This window comes from Enterobacter sp. DNB-S2 (assembly GCF_019443845.1).
Classification (GTDB): Bacteria; Pseudomonadota; Gammaproteobacteria; order Enterobacterales; family Enterobacteriaceae; genus Enterobacter; species Enterobacter asburiae_B.
The window spans coordinates 1,045,237-1,063,785 of the sequence record NZ_CP050520.1 but is presented as its reverse complement, the minus strand read 5'-3'; the positions used below and the strand labels follow the sequence as shown (position 1 = coordinate 1,063,785).

Annotated in this window: 17 protein-coding genes and 1 pseudogene; 15 read left to right on the top strand and 3 right to left on the bottom strand. The window is 58.5% G+C overall.

Annotated elements, in window-relative coordinates:
* Genes phnL through phnP form a run of 5 tightly spaced genes read left to right on the top strand, consistent with a single transcriptional unit; the run spans position 1 to position 3,557 of the window.
* Complete coding sequence (phnL, locus tag HB664_RS05065) at positions 1–681, top strand: phosphonate C-P lyase system protein PhnL (protein WP_143346414.1); 681 nt, start codon at positions 1–3, stop codon at positions 679–681.
* Positions 678–1,814, top strand: coding sequence for an alpha-D-ribose 1-methylphosphonate 5-triphosphate diphosphatase (gene phnM / locus HB664_RS05060; RefSeq protein WP_143346413.1), 1,137 nt, complete (start codon positions 678–680; stop codon positions 1,812–1,814). Before phnL ends, phnM begins: the two co-directional genes overlap by 4 nt.
* Positions 1,811–2,362, top strand: a complete 552-nt coding sequence (gene phnN / locus HB664_RS05055) for a ribose 1,5-bisphosphokinase (RefSeq protein ID WP_109846213.1) — start codon at positions 1,811–1,813, stop codon at positions 2,360–2,362. Before phnM ends, phnN begins: the two co-directional genes overlap by 4 nt.
* On the top strand, positions 2,355–2,789 hold the full coding sequence (gene phnO / locus HB664_RS05050; RefSeq protein WP_143346411.1) for an aminoalkylphosphonate N-acetyltransferase: 435 nt from the start codon (positions 2,355–2,357) through the stop codon (positions 2,787–2,789). The genes phnN and phnO overlap by 8 nt, the downstream gene beginning before the upstream one ends.
* A gap of 9 nt (positions 2,790–2,798) precedes the next feature.
* Positions 2,799–3,557 carry a phosphonate metabolism protein PhnP gene (phnP, locus tag HB664_RS05045; RefSeq protein ID WP_048979060.1) on the top strand — a complete coding sequence of 253 codons (759 nt, stop codon included), beginning with the start codon at positions 2,799–2,801 and terminating at the stop codon, positions 3,555–3,557.
* A gap of 40 nt (positions 3,558–3,597) precedes the next feature.
* On the opposite strand, the gene yjdP is transcribed toward phnP, so the two are convergent.
* Together yjdP and HB664_RS05035 are read right to left on the bottom strand one after the other, a co-directional pair.
* The gene (yjdP, locus tag HB664_RS05040; protein WP_033144428.1) at positions 3,598–3,921 is read right to left on the bottom strand and encodes a DDRRRQL repeat protein YjdP; all 324 of its coding nucleotides are present in this window, start codon (positions 3,919–3,921) and stop codon (positions 3,598–3,600) included.
* Between the two features lie 69 nt (positions 3,922–3,990).
* Positions 3,991–6,273, bottom strand: coding sequence for an ATP-binding protein (locus HB664_RS05035; RefSeq protein WP_219940427.1), 2,283 nt, complete (start codon positions 6,271–6,273; stop codon positions 3,991–3,993).
* A 233-nt stretch (positions 6,274–6,506) separates the two neighbouring features.
* Between HB664_RS05035 and HB664_RS05030 the strand changes: the two genes are divergently transcribed.
* The 6 genes from HB664_RS05030 to HB664_RS05005 all read left to right on the top strand — a co-directional run bounded on the left by HB664_RS05030 (position 6,507) and on the right by HB664_RS05005 (position 12,676).
* The gene (locus HB664_RS05030; RefSeq protein WP_039262390.1) at positions 6,507–8,027 is read left to right on the top strand and encodes a sugar ABC transporter ATP-binding protein; all 1,521 of its coding nucleotides are present in this window, start codon (positions 6,507–6,509) and stop codon (positions 8,025–8,027) included.
* Positions 8,024–9,019 carry a ribose ABC transporter permease gene (locus HB664_RS05025; protein ID WP_032662554.1) on the top strand — a complete coding sequence of 332 codons (996 nt, stop codon included), beginning with the start codon at positions 8,024–8,026 and terminating at the stop codon, positions 9,017–9,019. The genes HB664_RS05030 and HB664_RS05025 overlap by 4 nt, the downstream gene beginning before the upstream one ends.
* A gap of 32 nt (positions 9,020–9,051) precedes the next feature.
* The gene (locus tag HB664_RS05020; RefSeq protein ID WP_219940426.1) at positions 9,052–9,993 is read left to right on the top strand and encodes an ABC transporter substrate-binding protein; all 942 of its coding nucleotides are present in this window, start codon (positions 9,052–9,054) and stop codon (positions 9,991–9,993) included.
* Between the two features lie 121 nt (positions 9,994–10,114).
* Positions 10,115–10,801, top strand: coding sequence for a D-lyxose/D-mannose family sugar isomerase (locus HB664_RS05015; protein WP_047059282.1), 687 nt, complete (start codon positions 10,115–10,117; stop codon positions 10,799–10,801).
* 10 nt (positions 10,802–10,811) lie between these two features.
* Entirely contained in the window at positions 10,812–11,672 is an 861-nt protein-coding gene (locus HB664_RS05010; RefSeq protein WP_033144425.1) for a ketose 1,6-bisphosphate aldolase, read from the top strand.
* Complete coding sequence (locus HB664_RS05005; RefSeq protein WP_219940425.1) at positions 11,672–12,676, top strand: carbohydrate kinase family protein; 1,005 nt, start codon at positions 11,672–11,674, stop codon at positions 12,674–12,676. The genes HB664_RS05010 and HB664_RS05005 overlap by 1 nt, the downstream gene beginning before the upstream one ends.
* Here the strand turns inward: HB664_RS05005 and HB664_RS05000 are convergent.
* Positions 12,673–13,404 (bottom strand): response regulator, encoded by a 732-nt coding sequence (locus HB664_RS05000; RefSeq protein ID WP_029740750.1) that lies wholly within the window; start codon positions 13,402–13,404, stop codon positions 12,673–12,675. The two genes, HB664_RS05005 and HB664_RS05000, sit on opposite strands and share 4 nt — an antisense overlap.
* A gap of 256 nt (positions 13,405–13,660) precedes the next feature.
* On the opposite strand from HB664_RS05000, the gene fdhF reads away from it, so the two are divergent.
* The 4 genes and pseudogenes from fdhF (at position 13,661) to HB664_RS04980 (ending at position 18,525) form a co-directional block, all read left to right on the top strand.
* Positions 13,661–15,808, top strand: a complete 2,148-nt coding sequence (gene fdhF, locus HB664_RS04995) for a formate dehydrogenase subunit alpha (RefSeq protein ID WP_219940424.1) — start codon at positions 13,661–13,663, stop codon at positions 15,806–15,808.
* A gap of 297 nt (positions 15,809–16,105) precedes the next feature.
* Positions 16,106–17,474, top strand: a pseudogene (locus HB664_RS04990) (IS3-like element ISKpn8 family transposase).
* A gap of 102 nt (positions 17,475–17,576) precedes the next feature.
* Positions 17,577–17,729 carry a Hok/Gef family protein gene (locus tag HB664_RS04985; RefSeq protein WP_032644722.1) on the top strand — a complete coding sequence of 51 codons (153 nt, stop codon included), beginning with the start codon at positions 17,577–17,579 and terminating at the stop codon, positions 17,727–17,729.
* A gap of 121 nt (positions 17,730–17,850) precedes the next feature.
* Positions 17,851–18,525 (top strand): tetratricopeptide repeat protein, encoded by a 675-nt coding sequence (locus HB664_RS04980; protein ID WP_048976119.1) that lies wholly within the window; start codon positions 17,851–17,853, stop codon positions 18,523–18,525.
* The last annotated feature ends 24 nt before the right edge of the window (positions 18,526–18,549 follow it).

The following is an 18,549-nucleotide window of genomic DNA, read 5'->3' as shown; positions in this document are numbered from 1 at the left end:
ATGATCCACGTACAAAACGTAAGTAAGACCTTTGTGCTCCACCAGCAAAACGGCGTGCGCCTGCCGGTGCTGCAAAATGCCTCATTAGAGATCAGCAGCGGCGAATGCGTGGTGCTGCACGGCCATTCCGGCAGCGGAAAATCCACCCTGCTACGCTCCCTGTACGCCAACTATCTCCCGGATGAAGGCCACATTCACATTCGCCACAACGATGAATGGGTCGATCTGGTGCAGGCCCCCGCGCGCAAAGTGCTGGAAGTGCGCCGCACGACGATCGGCTGGGTCAGCCAGTTTCTGCGGGTGATCCCGCGGATCTCCGCTCTGGACGTGGTGATGCAGCCGCTGCTGGATCTGGGCGTGCCGCGAGAAGCCTGCGCCGCCAAAGCCGCCAGCCTGCTGACGCGCCTCAACGTGCCGGAGCGCCTGTGGCATCTCGCCCCGTCGACCTTTTCCGGCGGTGAACAGCAGCGCGTCAATATCGCCCGCGGGTTTATCGTCGACTACCCGATTTTACTTCTGGATGAACCCACCGCCTCGCTCGACGGCAAAAACAGCGCCGCCGTGGTGGAGCTGATCGAACAGGCCAAAGCGCGCGGCGCGGCGATCGTCGGGATCTTCCACGACGACGCCGTACGCAGCCGCGTGGCGGACAGATTGCACCCGATGGGGGTCCACGCATGATTATCAATAACGTCAGGCTGGTGCTGGAAAATGAAGTGGTTAATGGCTCGGTTGAAGTCCATGAAGGCGTTATTCGCGCCTTTGCCGAAACCCAAAGCCGTACCCCTGAAGCGATGGACGGTGAAGGCGGCTGGCTGCTGCCGGGGCTGATTGAGCTGCATACCGATAATCTGGACAAATTTTTCACCCCGCGCCCGAAGGTCGACTGGCCCGCCCATTCGGCGATGAGCAGCCATGACGCGCTGATGGTCGCCAGCGGCATCACCACCGTGCTGGACGCGGTGGCGATTGGCGACGTGCGCGACGGCGGCGATCGCCTGGAGAATCTGGAGAAGATGATCAACGCCGTGGAGGAGACGCAAAAGCGCGGCCTCAACCGCGCCGAGCACCGTCTCCACCTGCGCTGCGAGCTGCCGCACCACACCACCCTGCCGCTGTTTGAAAAGCTGGTCGGGCGCGAGCCGGTCTCGCTGGTCTCCCTGATGGACCACTCGCCGGGGCAGCGCCAGTTCGCCAACATTGAAAAGTATCGCGAATACTATCAGGGCAAATATTCTCTCAGCGATGCGGAGATGGCCCGCTACGAGGAAGAGCAGCTGACGCTTGCGGCCCAGTGGTCGCAGCCAAACCGTCTCAGGATTGCCGCGATGTGTCGTGACCGCAATATCGCGCTGGCCAGCCATGACGACGCCACGCACGATCACGTGCGCGAATCCCATCAGCTTGGCAGCGTGATCGCCGAATTTCCCACCACGTTTGAAGCGGCTGAAGCCTCCCGCAGGCACGGCATGAACGTGCTGATGGGCGCACCAAACATCGTGCGCGGCGGATCGCATTCCGGTAACGTCGCGGCAAGCAGGCTCGCCTCCCTGGGTCTGCTGGATATCCTCTCATCCGACTACTATCCCGCCAGCCTGCTGGATGCGGCGTTCCGGGTGGCCGACGACGAGAGCAACAGCTTTACGCTGCCGCAGGCGATTCGCCTGGTGACGAAAAACCCGGCCTCGGCGCTTAATCTTCAGGATCGCGGGGAAATCGCCGAGGGTAAACGCGCGGATCTGGTGCTGGCCCACCGCAAGGGCGAGCACGTTCATATCGACCACGTCTGGCGTCAGGGAAAAAGGGTGTTCTGATGGGAAGGCTCATCTGGTTAATGGGGCCCTCGGGTTCCGGTAAAGACAGCCTGCTGTCCGCCTTACGGCAGCGGGAACATCCGCAGCTGCTGGTCGCACACCGCTATATTACCCGCGCGGCCAATGCCGGGAGTGAAAACCATATCGCCCTGAGCGAGCAGGAGTTTTTCATCCGCGCCGGACAAAACCTGCTGGCGCTGAGCTGGCACGCCAACGGCTTTTACTATGGCGTGGGCATCGAAATCGACCTCTGGCTGCACGCGGGTTTTGACGTGCTGGTTAACGGCTCGCGTGCGCATCTGCCACAAGCGCGCGCCCGCTATGAGGCGGCCCTGCTGCCGGTCTGCCTGCAGGTTTCGCCGGACGTCCTGCGCAGCCGGTTGCAGAACCGGGGACGTGAATCAGCCCGTGAGATCGATCTGCGGCTTGAGCGTGCGGCCCGCTATGCCCCGTCGGACTGCCACATCCTCAATAACGACGGAAGTTTGCTACAGTCAGTCGATACCTTTTTATCGCTTATCCGTCAGAAGGAGAAACAGCATGCCTGACTGCCAGCTTCGCCCCGCCACCGCCGACGATGCGCAGAGTGTTTACGCCCTGATCTGCGAGCTCAAGCAGGCAGAGTTCGACCATCAGGCGTTCCACGCCGGGTTTCTTGCCAACCTGCAGGATCGCAACATGCGCTACCAGCTTGCGGAGAGAGAGGGACAGGTCATCGGCATGATCGGCCTGCACATGCAGTTTCACCTGCACCATGCGCGCTGGATCGGCGAGATCCAGGAGCTGGTCGTAATGCCGCAGGCGCGAGGGTTAAAGGTCGGAAGTCACCTGCTGGCCTGGGCGGAAGAGGTAGCGCGACAGGCCGGCGCGGAGCTGACCGAACTTTCCACCAGCGTGAAGCGCACCGACGCGCACCGTTTTTACGTTCGTGAAGGATACACGCAGAGCCATTTCCGATTCACCAAACCGCTGTAGAGGTGCGCTATGAGTCTGACCATCACGTTGACGGGAACGGGTGGCGCCCAGCTGGTGCCGGTCTTTGGCTGCGACTGCGCGGCGTGTCGCCGGGCGCGCCTGCAGGATAACTATCGCCGTCGCCCGTGCAGCGCGGTAGTGAAATTCAACGATGCCGTCACCCTGCTGGATGCCGGTATTCCGCACCTGATGGACGACTGGCCGGCAGGCAGCTTCCAGCAGTTTTTGCTCACCCATTACCATATGGATCACGTTCAGGGGCTTTTCCCCCTGCGCTGGGGCGTGGGGGCGACGATCCCGGTTTACGGTCCGCCGGACGACGCCGGATGCGACGACCTGTTTAAGCACCCCGGCATTCTGGATTTCAGCCACACGGTCGAACCGTTTGTGATGTTTGAGCTTCAGGGTTTGCGGGTCACGCCGCTGCCGCTCAACCATTCGAAACTGACCTTCGGGTATTTGCTGGAATCGGCCCACAGCCGCGTGGCCTGGCTTTCAGATACCGCCGGACTGCCGGAAAAAACGGTGAAGTTCCTGCTCAACAACCAGCCGCAGGCAATAATTATCGACTGCAGCCATGAGCCGCGCGAGGAAACGCCGCGAAACCATTGCGACTTAAATACCGTGATTGCATTAAACGAAGCGATTGGCTGCCCGCAGGTGATCCTGACGCACATCAGCCATCAGTTTGACGTGTGGATGATGGATAACCCGCTGCCGCAGGGCATAGAAGCGGGCTATGACGGGATGGTGCTGGTGCTGGATTAGGTTTTCTCCCTCTCCTGTGGGAGAGGGCAACAGGCCACACTTAGCCTCGATCGTAATCGTCTTCTAACCTGCGCTCATCCTCTTCCAGACGACGTCTGTCGTCATCCAGCTGACGCTGACGTTCATCTAAACGACGGCGTCTGTCTTCAAGCTGCCGACGACGATCGTCGTATTGTCGACTGTCGATTTGACGACTGCGGTCATAACGATCGTCGTCGTCATTGCTGCGGCTGCTGCTGGGGTTATAGGCATCGTTGATCGCCTGCTGAATGTTGCCAATAGCATCATCAACAATATCGGCATGAGCCAGTTGGCTGGTGAGTGACAGCAGACCGAATAACAGAGCAGTTGAGTAACGTTTCATAAGGCCAGACTCGCAGGTGAACTGGCCTTACGATAATGAACGGCGGGAAGCCGGGGTAGCGGAGGAATCTCAAATTACCATAACCTTGCGCAGCGCCTGCGCCAGCTGCACCCGCGTAAACGGCTTACGCAGTAGCGGGACGTCCGGCAGCTGAGGGTTATGCGCGGGCCGTAGGTCCTGGCCGCTGATCAGCAGCACCGGAAGCTGCGGGTAATGGCTGCGCACATGGTTAATCACCTCGGCGCCGCTGAGGCTGCCGGGCAGCATCAGGTCGCTGATAAACATGCCAATATCCGGTGAAGCCGCCAGCATATTCAGCGCCTGTTCGCCGTTGTCCGCTTCCAGCGTCAGGTAGCCGAGCTGATGCAGCTGCTCGCACAGGGTTTGCCGAACATCGGCCTCATCTTCCAGCACCAGCACCAGCCGCTCGCTATCGACGGAGGCGGTGGCTGACAGCGCTTCATCGTCTGCCGCAGCAGGCAGCACCGAGCGCGGGAGGTGAAGCCGAACGGTCGTTCCCTGCCCCGGCGCGCTTTCAATTTCCACGCGGCCGCCGGACTGACGCACAAAGCCGTAGACCATCGACAGGCCTAATCCGCTCCCGCTTCCGGTCTGCTTGGTGGTGAAGAACGGTTCAAAGACCCGGGATTTCACCTCCTGCGACATGCCGCTGCCGCGGTCAATCACCTCCAGCGCCACCATATCCTGCCTGCGCCCGTCGCTGCGGGTGACGCGCTGATTCCAGGTCCGGATTTTAATCACCCCGCTTTGCCCTTCCATCGCATCGCGCGCGTTCATCACCAGGTTGATGATGGCGTTTTCCAGCTGGCTAACGTCAATCCACGCGGGCCACGCCGGGGTTTGCGCTTCAATCTCCAGGGTGAGGGTAGCAGGCAGGGAGTGGCGCATCAGCTCCCGGAGGTTCTCCAGCAGCGGCAGCATCTCTACCGCATGCGGCGTCAGGGACTGCTTGCGGGAAAACGCCAGCAGGCGCTGCGTCAGTAAGGCACCACGCTCGGCCGCCTTCAGCGCCCGGGTAATGCGCGGCGCGTCTTTCGATTCGGGGTCGGTGAGCTCAAGGCTGCCGATGATCACCGCCAGCAGGTTGTTAAAATCATGCGCCAGCCCGCCGGTCAGCTGTCCGACCGCCTTCATCTTCTGGCTGTGCAGCAGCGCCTCTTCCAGCCCCTGACGCTCAACGCGGTCGATCTCCATCTGCGTGGTTTTCTCTTTCAGCAGGCGCGTGGTGTGCTCAAGCGAGGCGGTATTGCGGGCAAAAACGTTAAACGCGCGCGCCAGCTCGCCCAGCTCATCGCGCCGCTGGAGGGCGGGAACGGAGACATCCTGCTCGCCGTGAGCAAGGCGCGACATCGCCCGGGAAATCGCCGTCAGGTTAGAGGCCAGATTGCGGTAGATATACCAGCAAGTGCACCCGGTGATGATCAGCGCCAGCACGGCGAAGAAGCTGATAAACACGCTGATGGACTGCAGCTCGTGATGGCTCTGGGCCGTGCGAAGCCGGGAAGCCTGCGCCACCTGCCCGACGTACTGATTAATGTCGCTGTTGAGGATCGCCACCAGCGCCTTGATGTGGAACATATACCAGCTTATCGCCAGATCGCTCTCTTCCAGCTGCTTCGACAGCGGGGCGAGCTTGCCTAACTCGGCATTAAAATCAGGCAGAACCCCCTTCACGACCGGCTGTACGGCACTCCGGGGCAGCGCTGCGGCCACGGCATCCAGCTGCTGAACGGTCGCGCGCGGCGAAGGGGTGTCGATGGCGGCGGCGATCAGCCGGTCCATCTCCATCAGCTGCTGCGCATCCGGCACGTTGCTGTCGTAACGGCGGTTGATGTCCTGCAGATGACGCAGGTAGCTCTGGCTTTGATACAGCGAGCTCAGCAGCGCGTTACGCTCCAGATGGCGCCGCTGGCCGCGCTCAAGCATCTCCGTCACGCTCTGCTGTAGCTCATTGCTTCGTTGAATAATACGCGCCACCAGCGCCGGCTCCTGCTGCGCCAGCGGCGCTTCCGCAAGCTGTTCCAGCGAGCGGCGCAGCGCCATTTGCGTCTGCTTCAGGCGCTCGGCTTCGCCTTTGTACTCCAGCGCCCCGACGACCTGCGAAAGCCGCACCGCCGCCGTCGCCACGTTGGCGGTATCGCGGGCCAGGTTCATGCTGCCGGTCATATCGTCCAGCGTTTGCTGCTGAACCTGCTCCTGGATTTGACTGGCGTGACGAAAGCCGAGCACCGCCACGCCGCTCACCATTAGCGTCACGGCGACCACCAGCAGATTAAAAATCAGCAGGCGGCCTCGGGCGCTGGCGAAAAAGGGCGGACGGCGTGATGGCATGGGCTTGGGCTCCTGTGCGGTTTGGTGTCCCCTCACCCTAACCCTCTCCCCAAAGGGGCGAGGGAATGATTTGCTCCCTCTCCCTTTCAGGGAGAGGGCTGGGGTGAGGGTAGTTCAATAACTGTGATCTACATTAGCTATTCATAACTATGACAAATATGAACAGCTTCTGACATTTTGCATTTACGCACCTGTGATGAAGTGCAGATATCGGCATTCGCAGGAGATCCGCCATGAGCAGAACCCCGGTATTAGAGATGCGCAGCATTGCCAAAACGTTTGGCAGTTTCCACGCGCTCAAGGGTGTGGATTTGACGGTCTTTCCCGGAGAGATCCACGCGCTGATGGGCGAAAACGGCGCGGGAAAAAGCACGCTGATGAAAATCCTCGCGGGAGCCTATACCGCCACCAGCGGTGAGATCCTGATCGACGGTCAGCCGTTTCACATTAAAGGGCCGAAAGATGCGCTGGCCGCAGGCATTACCCTGATTTATCAGGAGATGCAGCTCGCGCCCAACCTGACCGTTGCCGAAAATATCTTTCTTGGCAGCGAGCTGTCGCGCGGCGGGATGGTGCAGCGCAAAGAGATGGCCGCCCAGGCGCAGGCGGTGATTGAGCGCCTCGGCGCACAGTTCAATGCCACCGACCTGGTGATGAAGCTGACCATCGCCGAGCAGCAGCAGGTGGAAATCGCCCGCGCGCTGCACCGCAACAGCCGCATTCTGGTGATGGATGAGCCCACCGCCGCCCTCTCCTCGCGGGAAACGCATCGTCTGTTTGAACTGATTTTGCGCCTGCGCGATGAAGGGATGGCGATCATCTATATCAGCCACCGCATGGCGGAAGTGTATGAACTTTCTGACCGCGTCAGCGTTCTGCGCGACGGGCAGTACGTCGGCAGCCTGACGCGCGACAAGCTGAACGCCTCCGAGCTGGTGCGCATGATGGTGGGCCGCCCGTTAAGCGATCTGTTCAACAAAGAGCGTGATATTCCCCTCGGCAGCCCGCGCCTCAACGTCCACCACCTCACCGACGGTAAAAAGGTACAGCCGTGCAGCCTGCAGGTCCGTTCCGGCGAAATCGTTGGGCTGGCGGGCCTGGTGGGGGCCGGGCGCTCCGAGCTGGCGCAGCTGATTTTCGGCGTGCGTAAAGCCACCGGCGGCATGATTGAGGTCGACGGCGAGCCGGTGGTGATCCACTCCCCGCGTGCGGCCATCGAAAACGGCATCGGTTTTCTCACCGAGAACCGCAAGGAGCAGGGGCTGTTTCTGGAGCTGGCGGCGCAGGAGAACATCACCATGGCGACGCTGGAGCGCGACGCCACCTTCGGTATGTTAAACCGCAAAAAAGCGCAGGCCATTTCCGATGACGCCATTGCCCTGCTTAACATCCGCGTGCCCCATTCGCAGGTTCGCGCGGGCGGGCTGTCCGGCGGCAATCAGCAAAAGCTGCTGATCTCCCGCTGGGTGGCCATAGGTCCGCGCATTCTGATTCTGGACGAACCCACGCGCGGCGTGGACGTCGGCGCGAAAAGCGAGATCTACCGCATCATGAACCAGATGGCGCGCAAAGGGGTGGCGATTTTAATGATCTCCAGCGAGCTGCCGGAAGTGGTGGGCATGAGCGACCGGGTGTACGTGATGCGGGAAGGCAGCATTGCGGGTGAACTCCACGGGCGCGACATCTCTCAGGAAAACATTATGACGCTGGCAACCGGCGTGAACGACACTCATCATCAGGCGGTGCAATCATGACAACTCCAACCCATCCGCAGCAGGTGGCGAAATCCGCCTCCGCCAAAAAAATGCTGATGAGCGATCTGATGCAAACGGTCGGCATCCTGCCGATTCTTATCCTGATTGTGGCGGTATTTGGCTTTATCGCCCCGAACTTCTTCACCGAGAGCAATCTGCTCAACATTACCCGTCAGGCGTCGATCAACATCGTGCTGGCGGCGGGAATGACCTTCATCATTTTAACCGGCGGGATTGACCTCTCCGTGGGCTCGATTCTGGGCACCACGGCGGTAGCGGCGATGGTGGTCTCGCTTATCCCTGAATTTGCGATGCTCTCCATTCCGGCCGCGCTGATGCTCGGCATGGTGCTGGGTCTGTTCAACGGCGCGCTGGTGGCCTTTGCCGGGCTGCCGCCCTTCATCGTGACGCTCGGCACCTATACGGCGCTGCGCGGCGCGGCGTATCTGCTGGCGGACGGCACGACGGTCATTAACTCCAACATCAGCTTCGAGTGGATCGGCAATAACTACCTCGGCCCGATCCCGTGGCTGGTAGTCATTGCCCTTGCGGTGATTGCTATCTGCTGGTTCATCCTGCGCCGCACCACGCTCGGCGTCCACATCTACGCGGTGGGCGGCAACATGCAGGCGGCGCGACTGACCGGCATCAAGGTCTGGCTGGTGCTGCTGTTTGTCTACGGCATGAGCGGCCTGCTCTCCGGGCTCGGCGGCGTGATGAGCGCCTCGCGCCTCTACAGCGCCAACGGCAACCTCGGCACGGGCTACGAACTGGATGCGATTGCGGCGGTGATCCTCGGCGGCACCAGCTTCGTCGGCGGGATCGGCACGATCACCGGCACGCTGGTCGGCGCATTAATCATCGCCACCCTCAACAACGGCATGACGCTGATGGGCGTCTCCTACTTCTGGCAGCTGGTGATCAAAGGGGCGGTGATCATCATAGCGGTGCTGATCGACAAATACCGTACCCGACACCATCAAAGTGCATAACAACAAAACCCTACAGCTTCGAGGAAAACAACATGCGTTTGAAACCGTTAGTGACCGCGCTCTGTGCTGGCGCGCTGCTTGCCGCAACGCCGTTTGCGCAGGCAAAAGATCTGAAGTCCATCGGCGTGACGGTGGGCGACCTGGCCAACCCGTTCTTTGTGCAGATCACCAAAGGTGCCGAGCTGGAAGCGCGCAAGCTGGCTGGCGATAACGTCAAGGTGACGCTGGTCTCCAGCGGTTACGATCTGGGCCAGCAGGTGGCGCAGATCGATAACCTCATCGCCGCGAAGGTGGACATGATCATCCTCAACGCCGCGGATTCCAAAGGGATCGGCCCGGCGGTGAAGCGCGCGAAGGACGCCGGGATCGTGGTCGTTGCGGTTGACGTGGCGGCGGAAGGGGCGGATGCGACCATCACCTCCGATAACACCCAGGCGGGCGAAATGGCCTGTAAGTACATTACCGATCGCCTGAAAGGCAAAGGCAACGTGGTGATCATCAACGGACCGCCGGTCTCTGCGGTGCAAAACCGCGTGGAAGGTTGCCAGACGGAATTCAAAAAACATCCGGATATCAAGGTGCTCTCGGATAACCAGAACGCCAAGGGCAGTCGTGAAGGCGGTCTGGAAGTCATGACCTCCCTGCTGGCGGCCAATCCGAAGATCGACGGCGTGTTTGCGATTAACGATCCGACGGCGATCGGCGCCGATCTGGCCGCGAAACAGGCTCAACGCAACGAGTTCTTTATCGTCGGCGTGGATGGCAGCCCGGACGGTGAGGAAGCGCTGAAGCGCGAAAACTCCCTGTTTGTCGCAACCCCGGCGCAGGATCCGCAGGTGATGGCGGCAAAAGCGGTGGAGATCGGCTATGACATTCTACAGGGCAAACCTGCGCCGAAAGCGCCTGTGCTGATCCCGGTGACGATGATCGATAAAAAGAACGTCGGGACCTATAAGGGGTGGACGGTTAAGTAACCTCGTTGCGGCCTGATGCCCTCACCCTAACCCTCTCCCACAGGGAGAGGGAACTTATTTCCCCCTCTCCTTGAGGGAGAGGGCCGGGGTGAGGAGGTGGCATAAAATTCAAGGAGTCCCCATGAAACGCTCCGACATCAATGAAATTCTCGGCCACACGCGACAGTTTTTTTCCATGCACGACGTGCACCTCCCGCCGTTTGCCAGCTTTCCGCCCACAAAATGGCAGCAGCTTGACCAGGCCGCATGGCAGGAAGTGTTCGACCTCAAGCTCGGCTGGGACGTGACGGCGTTCGGCGGCAACAGCTTTGCCGCTGAGGGCCTGACGCTGTTTACCCTGCGCAACGGCTCGCCCAACGGCGTGCCTTATGAAAAGTGCTATGCCGAAAAAATTATGCACGTGCGCGACGGCCAGGTGACGCCGATGCATTTTCACTGGCGCAAGCGGGAAGACATCATCAACCGGGGCGGCGGGAATCTGATTATTGAGTTATGGAATGCCGGGGCGCATGAAGAGACGGAAAACACCGACGTGACGGTCACCGTCGACGGCTGCCGTCAGACCCACGCGCCCGGCAGCCAGCTGCGCCTCACGCCAGGGGAAAGCATCTGCCTGACACCCACTCTGTACCACAGCTTCTGGGGCGAACGCGGCTTCGGCGACGTGCTGGTTGGGGAGGTGTCATCGGTAAACGACGACGAGCACGATAACCACTTTTTGCAGCCCGTTGCCCGCTATAACAACATCGAAGAAGACGAACCGGCGCTGCTGGTGCTGTGCAACGAGTACAACCTGTTTCGGATATAAGGAGTAAATGATGCCATTGATCTCTCTTGCCGATGGTCTGGAGCACGCCAGGGCGCATCGCTACGCGCTGGGCGCGTTTAACGTGCTCGACTCCCACTTCCTGCGCGCGCTGTTCGCCGCCGCGAAGCAGGAACGCTCGCCGTTTATCATCAACATCGCCGAAGTGCATTTTAAGTACGTCTCCCTGGATTCGCTTGTCGAAGCGGTTAAGTTCGAAGCCGCCCGTCACGACATTCCCGTGGTGCTCAACCTCGATCACGGCCTGCATTTCGAGGCGGTGGTGCGCGCCCTGCGCTTAGGGTTCAGCTCGGTGATGTTCGACGGCTCTACGCTGAGCTACGAGGAAAACATTCGCCAGACGCGGGAAGTGGTGAAGATGTGCCACGCGGTGGGCGTATCGGTGGAGGCGGAGCTGGGCGCGGTCGGGGGCGATGAAGGCGGCGCGCTGTACGGGCATGCGGATGAAGCGTTCTTTACCGACCCGCAGCTGGCGCGCGAGTTTGTCGATTCAACCGGCATTGACGCGCTGGCGGTTGCCATCGGCAACGCGCACGGCAAATACAAGGGCGAGCCGAAACTCGATTTCCCACGCCTGGACGCCATTCGCCAGCAGACGGGCCTGCCGCTGGTTTTACACGGCGGCTCCGGGATTAGCGATGCCGACTTCCGCCGCGCCATCGAGCTCGGCATTCATAAAATTAACTTCTATACCGGCATGTCGCAGGCCGCGCTCGCCGCCGTTGAGCAGCGCATGGCGAACCGCCAGCCGCTGTACGATGAGTTTGCCGAACTGCTGCTGGGGATAGAAGAGGCGATTGCCGATACGGTCGCCGAACAGATGCGCATCTTCGGCAGCGCGGGGCAGGCATAATGGAACGCAAAGGCATCATCGCCGCAGGCAACATGCTGGTGGATCACGTCCACCAGATCGTGCAGTGGCCGGAGCGCGGCTGGCTGGCGGAAATTACCCACAGCGAACGCTCAACCGGCGGCGCGCCGCTCAACGTGCTGCTGACGCTGGCGAAAATGCACGTTGGCCTGCCGCTGCAGGCGGTGGGGCTGATTGGCGAAGATGCCGACGGGGATTACATTCTGGCGATGCTGGACCAGTACCACGTCAACCGCCAGCGCGTCCAGCGCACCACCTTTGCACCAACCTCCATGTCGCAGGTGATGACCGATCCCAGCGGACAGCGCACCTTTTTCCACTCGCCGGGCGCCAACCGCCTGCTGGATCTTCCCGCCTTCGATCGCTTAGACGGATCGATGAAGATCTTCCATCTCGGCTACCTGCTGCTGCTCGACAGCCTGGATATGCCCGATGACGAGTTTGGCACCCGCAGCGCGCGCCTGCTGGCGCAGATGCGCGACCAGGGGTATGAAACGTCGCTCGATCTGGTTTCCCGCAAGGGCGACCCGCGCTATCAGCCGCTGGTGCTCCCAGCCCTGCGTCACCTTGATTATCTGGTGATTAACGAGCTGGAAGCCGGGGAGTTTAGCGGACTGGAGATGCGCGACGCCGACGATGCGCTGAATATCGCCCATATCGCCGATGCCGCGACGCAGCTGCTGGCGGCAGGCGTGCGTCAGCGGGTGGTGATCCACTGTCCGGAAGGCGCATGGGGCGAAGCGCCGGGTGAGCAAGGTCGCTGGATCCCCTCATGGTTACTGGAGCAGAAAGAGATTGTCGGCAGCGTTGGCGCGGGCGATGCGTTTTGCGCGGGGTTTTTATACGGCTGCCATGAATCGCTGCCGCTCACGGAGAGCATTTATCTGGCACACGCCTGTGCGCGGGCCAGCCTGCTGGCCGCCAATGCGATTGACGCCGCGAAAACGCTGGCCGAGCTGCAGCTGTTTATCAAAGAGAATACCTAGGCCGCTTTCTCGCTATGAGAAACATCGGTGGCAAACACATAGCCCAGCCCACGGATGGTTTTGATGAGCGCAGGCTGATGCGGATTAGCCTCGATCTTCCGGCGCAGGCGCATGATCAGCACGTCAATCGTGCGGTCGAACACGTCCGCGCTTTCGCTGTGGGTCAGCTCAAGCAGCCGGTCACGGCTCAGCACCCGACGGGCATTTTGCGTAAGCGCCAGCAGCAGGCCGTACTCGCCCTGGGTTAAGGGAACAGGGTTACGCTGCGGATCGCTCAGCTCACAGCGGGTGGTATCAAGCGTCCATCCGTTAAAAGCAATGCCCGCTACGGGCGCTGCGGGGACTTCCGCCGCCAGCACGCCGGTACGGCGCAATACCGCTTTTACGCGGGCGACCACCACGCGCGGGTTGAACGGTTTGCCAATATAATCGTCGGCCCCCATCTCCAGCCCCACCACCACGTCTGACTCACTGCCCAGCCCGGTTAGCATGATCACCGGTAGCGCCGGGCGCTGCTTTTGCAGCTGCAGCAAAACCTGTAAGCCGTTGATATCCGGCAGCATCATATCCAGCAGCACCAGCGCGATATTCGGCTCCTGCTGTACCTGCCGCAGTGCATCCTGGCCGTTATGGCAGACAAGCACGCTAAAGACGTGCTCGCTCAGCACGTCCTGAAGCAGTTCGCAGACTGCCGTATCGTCATCAACCACCAGGATCGCCGGTTTCATCGTATGCTTCCGTCAGGGGATTATGTTAAGTCTGAACCATTCTGCCGTCGGCTCCAGTCAAATGGTTTTTTCAGTGACGGAAATTCAACCCATGTCACATCCGCTGCCCTGTCGACACGTCAATTTTGACGATTGGCTGCTTTTTGTCAGGGTTTTCACCGCGAAGGGACCGTAAAGTCAGGGTATACCCATACAAAAAACATGGCATAGAAGCTGCATAGTGGGTGCGAATGATTCGATTAACTGGAGCAGACTGATGAAAAAAGTCGTCACGGTTTGCCCTTATTGTGCCTCAGGTTGCAAGATCCGCCTGGTGGTCGATAACGGCAAAATCGTCCGGGCGGAGGCCGCACAGGGGAAAACCAACCAGGGCACGCTATGCCTGAAAGGTTACTACGGCTGGGATTTTATTAACGATACCCAAATCCTCACCCCGCGCCTGAAAACCCCTATGATCCGCCGCGAGCGCGGCGGCAAGCTGGAAGCCGTCTCCTGGAGCGAGGCGCTGGATTACGTCGCCACGCGTCTGAGCGCTATCAAGGCCAAGTATGGCCCGGATGCGATTCAGACCACCGGCTCCTCACGCGGGACGGGGAATGAAACCAACTATGTGATGCAAAAATTCGCGCGCGCCGTTATTGGAACCAATAACGTCGACTGCTGCGCTCGCGTTTGACACGGCCCATCGGTTGCAGGTCTGCACCAGTCGGTCGGTAACGGCGCAATGAGTAATGCCATCAACGAGATAGATAACACCGATCTCGTTTTCATCTTTGGTTATAACCCGGCGGATTCTCACCCTATCGTCGCGAACCACGTTATTCGCGCCAAGCAGAACGGGGCGAAAATCATCGTCTGCGATCCGCGCAAAATTGAAACCGCGCGCATTGCGGATATGCACATCGCGTTGAAAAACGGCTCGAACATCGCGCTGTTGAACGCAATGGGGCACGTCATTATTGAGGAGAACCTGTACGACCAGGCGTTTGTCGCGACCCGTACGGAAGGTTTTGAAGAGTATCGGAAAATTGTCGAAGGCTATACGCCAGAGTCGGTGGAAACAATCACCGGCGTCAGCGCGCAGGAGATCCGCCAGGCGGCACGGATGTATGCCGGGGCGAAAACCGCCGCCATCCTGTGGGGAATGGGCGTGACCCAGTTCTATCAGGGCGTGGAAACCGTGCGTTCTCTGACGAGCCTCGCGATGCTGACCGGCAATCTGGGTAAAGCGCACGTCGGCGTCAACCCGGTACGTGGTCAGAATAACGTCCAGGGCGCCTGCGATATGGGCGCGCTGCCGGACACCTACCCGGGCTACCAGTACGTGAAGTTCCCGGAAAACCGCGCTAAGTTCGCGAAGGCCTGGGGCGTGGAAAGCCTGCCGGAACACACCGGGTATCGCATCAGCGAGCTGCCGCACCGCGCGGCGCACGGCGAAGTACGTGCGGCCTACATCATGGGTGAAGATCCGCTCCAGACCGACGCCGAGCTGTCTGCGGTGCGCAAAGGGTTTGAGGATCTGGAGCTGGTGATTGTCCAGGATATCTTCATGACCAAAACCGCGGCGGCGGCGGATGTGATTTTACCGTCGACCTCCTGGGGCGAGCATGAAGGCGTCTACACGGCGGCGGATCGCGGCTTCCAGCGCTTCTTTAAGGCGGTCGAGCCGAAGTGGGATCTGAAAACGGACTGGCAGATCATCAGCGAAATAGCCACCCGCATGGGCTACCCGATGCACTACAACAACACTCAGGAGATCTGGGACGAGCTGCGCAATCTGTGTCCGGACTTCTACGGGGCAACCTATGAAAAAATGGGTGAGCTGGGGTACATCCAGTGGCCGTGTCGCGATGAGTCAGAAGCCGATCAGGGGACGTCATACCTCTTTAAAGAGAAGTTCGACACCCCGAACGGGCTGGCGCAGTTCTTCACCTGCGACTGGGTCGCGCCAATCGATAAGCTCACCGACGAGTATCCGATGGTGCTCTCCACCGTGCGTGAAGTGGGCCACTATTCCTGTCGTTCGATGACCGGCAACTGCGCCGCGCTGGCGGCGCTGGCGGACGAACCGGGCTACGCGCAAATCAACACCGCCGACGCTGAGCGCCTCGGCATTGAGGATGAAGCGCTGGTGTGGGTGAACTCGCGCAAAGGCCGGATCATTACCCGTGCGCAGGTCAGCGATCGTCCGAACAAAGGGGCGGTCTATATGACCTACCAGTGGTGGATTGGCGCCTGTAACGAGCTGGTGACGGAGAACTTAAGTCCGATAACCAAAACGCCGGAGTATAAATACTGCGCCGTACGCGTGGAGCCGATTGCGGATCAGCACGCTGCGGAACAGTATGTCATCGACGAATATAACAAGCTGAAAGCTCGACTGCGCGAAAGCGCAATGGGCTGAAGCCGTTAATTAATCAGTGAATAAAGGGAGTGAGATATTCACTCCCTTTTTATTTCCGATTAACTCATCAAATATATGAATTATTATTCTGGAAAGCGGCTCGCAGAAATAATGTAATTTTCGCGAAAAAGAATTACATCTTTGCATTTTAATTCAGAGGGATAAGATGTGCGACGGGTGCTTAAGACTTTCTGTCTTGAGCATTGTTGAGGGACAGAAAGTAGAAAGCCCCGGGAAATTTTCATTTACCTGTACTGCACCCATTTTGTTGGACGATGAAATGGAATAGTCCCTGATATGTCAAAGCCAAAATACCCCTTCGAAAAGCGCCTTGAAGTCGTGAATCACTACTTCACAACTGATGATGGTTACAGGATCATCTCTGCACGTTTTGGTGTGCCTCGAACCCAGGTCAGGACGTGGGTTGCCCTCTATGAAAAACATGGAGAAAAAGGTTTAATTCCCAAACCTAAAGGCGTTAGTGCTGATCCAGAGTTGCGCATTAAGGTCGTGAAAGCCGTGACCGAGCAGCAGATGTCCCTCAATCAGGCTGCTGCTCACTTTATGCTTGCTGGTAGTGGTTCTGTAGCCAAGTGGCTGAAAGTCTATGAGGAGCACGGAGAAGCTGGTTTACGCGCACTCAAGATCGGCACCAAAAGAAACATTACAATGTCAGTTGATCCAGAAAAAGCGGCGTTAGCATTGGAGCTGTCGAAAGACCGACGTATTGAGGATCTTGAAAGACAAGTTCGATTCCTTGAAATGCGGCTTACGTATCTAAAAAAGCTGAAAGCCTTAGCTCATCCCGCGAAAAAGTGAAAGTACTCAACGAGCTAAGGCAGTTTTACCCTCTTGATGAGCTTCTCAAGGCAGCGGAGATACCGCGCAGTACGTTTTATTACCATCTAAAGGCTCTCAGCAAGCCTGATAAGTATGCGGATGTTAAAAAGCGTATTGGTGAGATTTATCACGAGAATAAAGGTCGTTACGGATACCGTAGGGTAACGTTGTCTCTCCATCGAGACGGGGAACGGATTAACCATAAAGCCGTTCAGCGCCTGATGGGAACCCTCTCGCTTAAGGCAGCGATTAAGGTCAAGCGATACAGCTCCTACAGAGGAGAGGTAGGGCAAACCGCCCCAATGTTCTCCAAAGGGATTTCAAGGCTACACGGCCAAACGAGAAGTGGGTTACCGACGTTACTGAATTTGCAGTCAATGGGCGAAAGCTGTATTTGTCTCCAGTAATAGATCTCTTCAACAACGAAGTTATTTCTTACAGCCTGTCGGAAAGACCTGTGATGAACATGGTCGAGAATATGCTCGATCAGGCATTCAAAAAGCTTAAGCCTCACGAGCATCCTATTCTGCACTCTGACCAGGGATGGCAGTATCGTATGAGAAGGTATCAAAACATCCTTAAAGAACAAGGCATTACACAGAGCATGTCCAGAAAAGGCAATTGTCTGGATAATGCAGTCGTGGAATGTTTCTTTGGAACCTTAAAGTCGGAGTGTTTTTATCTTGACGAGTTCAGTAATATAAGCGAACTGAAGGATGCTGTTACGGAATATATTGACTACTACAACAGCAGAAGAATTAGCCTGAAATTAAAAGGTCTGAGTCCAATTGAATATCGAACCCAGACCTATGTGCCTCGTGTTTAACTGTCCAACTTTTTGGGGTCAGTACAACCCGAGGCTACTCTCCCTCAACTCCGACAAGTTGAGAGTAGCCTCTTATTCTTTTTTTGACAAGGAGTAAAAGGCATGACGCCATTAAAAACTGCGTTAGGCATCGTCTTTATTATTTGCCTGACGATAGTGATCTTTACCTTTATTACTCGAGGTAAGTTATGCGAGTTTTCAATAAAGGGTGAACATCAGGAGGTGGCGGCAAAATTAGCCTGTAACGCAGGCTAACCTCTACGGGCGGAACCACTGTTACGCCCGGCTTGCAGGATGCTGAGGTCTTAATGCACCCATTTTTTTCTTCTGTCGCCGCGATTATACTGCGCGGCGTGTACCCCGATGATAAGAACCCATGAAACATATTTTTCTGTTGTTGTTACTTTTTACATCGCTTGTCCGTGCCGACGAGATTGGCAGTCAGTACAAAGAACAGGCTGAAGCGGGTGACGCCCGTGCCCAGTATTATTTGGCCGATACATACTTTAGCTCCGGTGACAGCAAGCAGGCCGCGCTGTGGGCCGAGAAAGCCGCTAAAGGTGGCGATGTCGACGCCATGGGACTGCTCTCGCAAATCCTCTTTACCCAGGGAAATTATGCGCAAGCTAAGGCACTGGCGCAGCAGGCAACCATCGCGGGCAGCAAACGCGGCGCGATCATGCTGGCGCGCGTGCTGGTCAACACTCAGGCAGGTACAACCGACTATCCCCAGGCCATCAAACTGCTGCAAACGGCGACCGAAGATATCGACAACGACTCTGCGGTAGATGCGCAAATGCTGCTGGGGCTGATTTATGCCAACGGCGTTGAAGTGGCTCAGGACGACGTGCAGGCCGCCTCGTGGTTCAAGCGGAGCTCGGCACTTTCACGCACGGGCTACGCCGAGTACTGGGCGGGGATGTTGTTCAGGCAGGGTGAGAAAGGCTTTATCACACCCAATAAACAGAAAGCGCTGTACTGGTTGAACCTGAGCTGCACTGAAGGGTTTGATACGGGATGCGAAGAGTTTGATGCGCTGAGCGGAGAGTAAAGCATTGCCCGGTGGCGCTGCGCT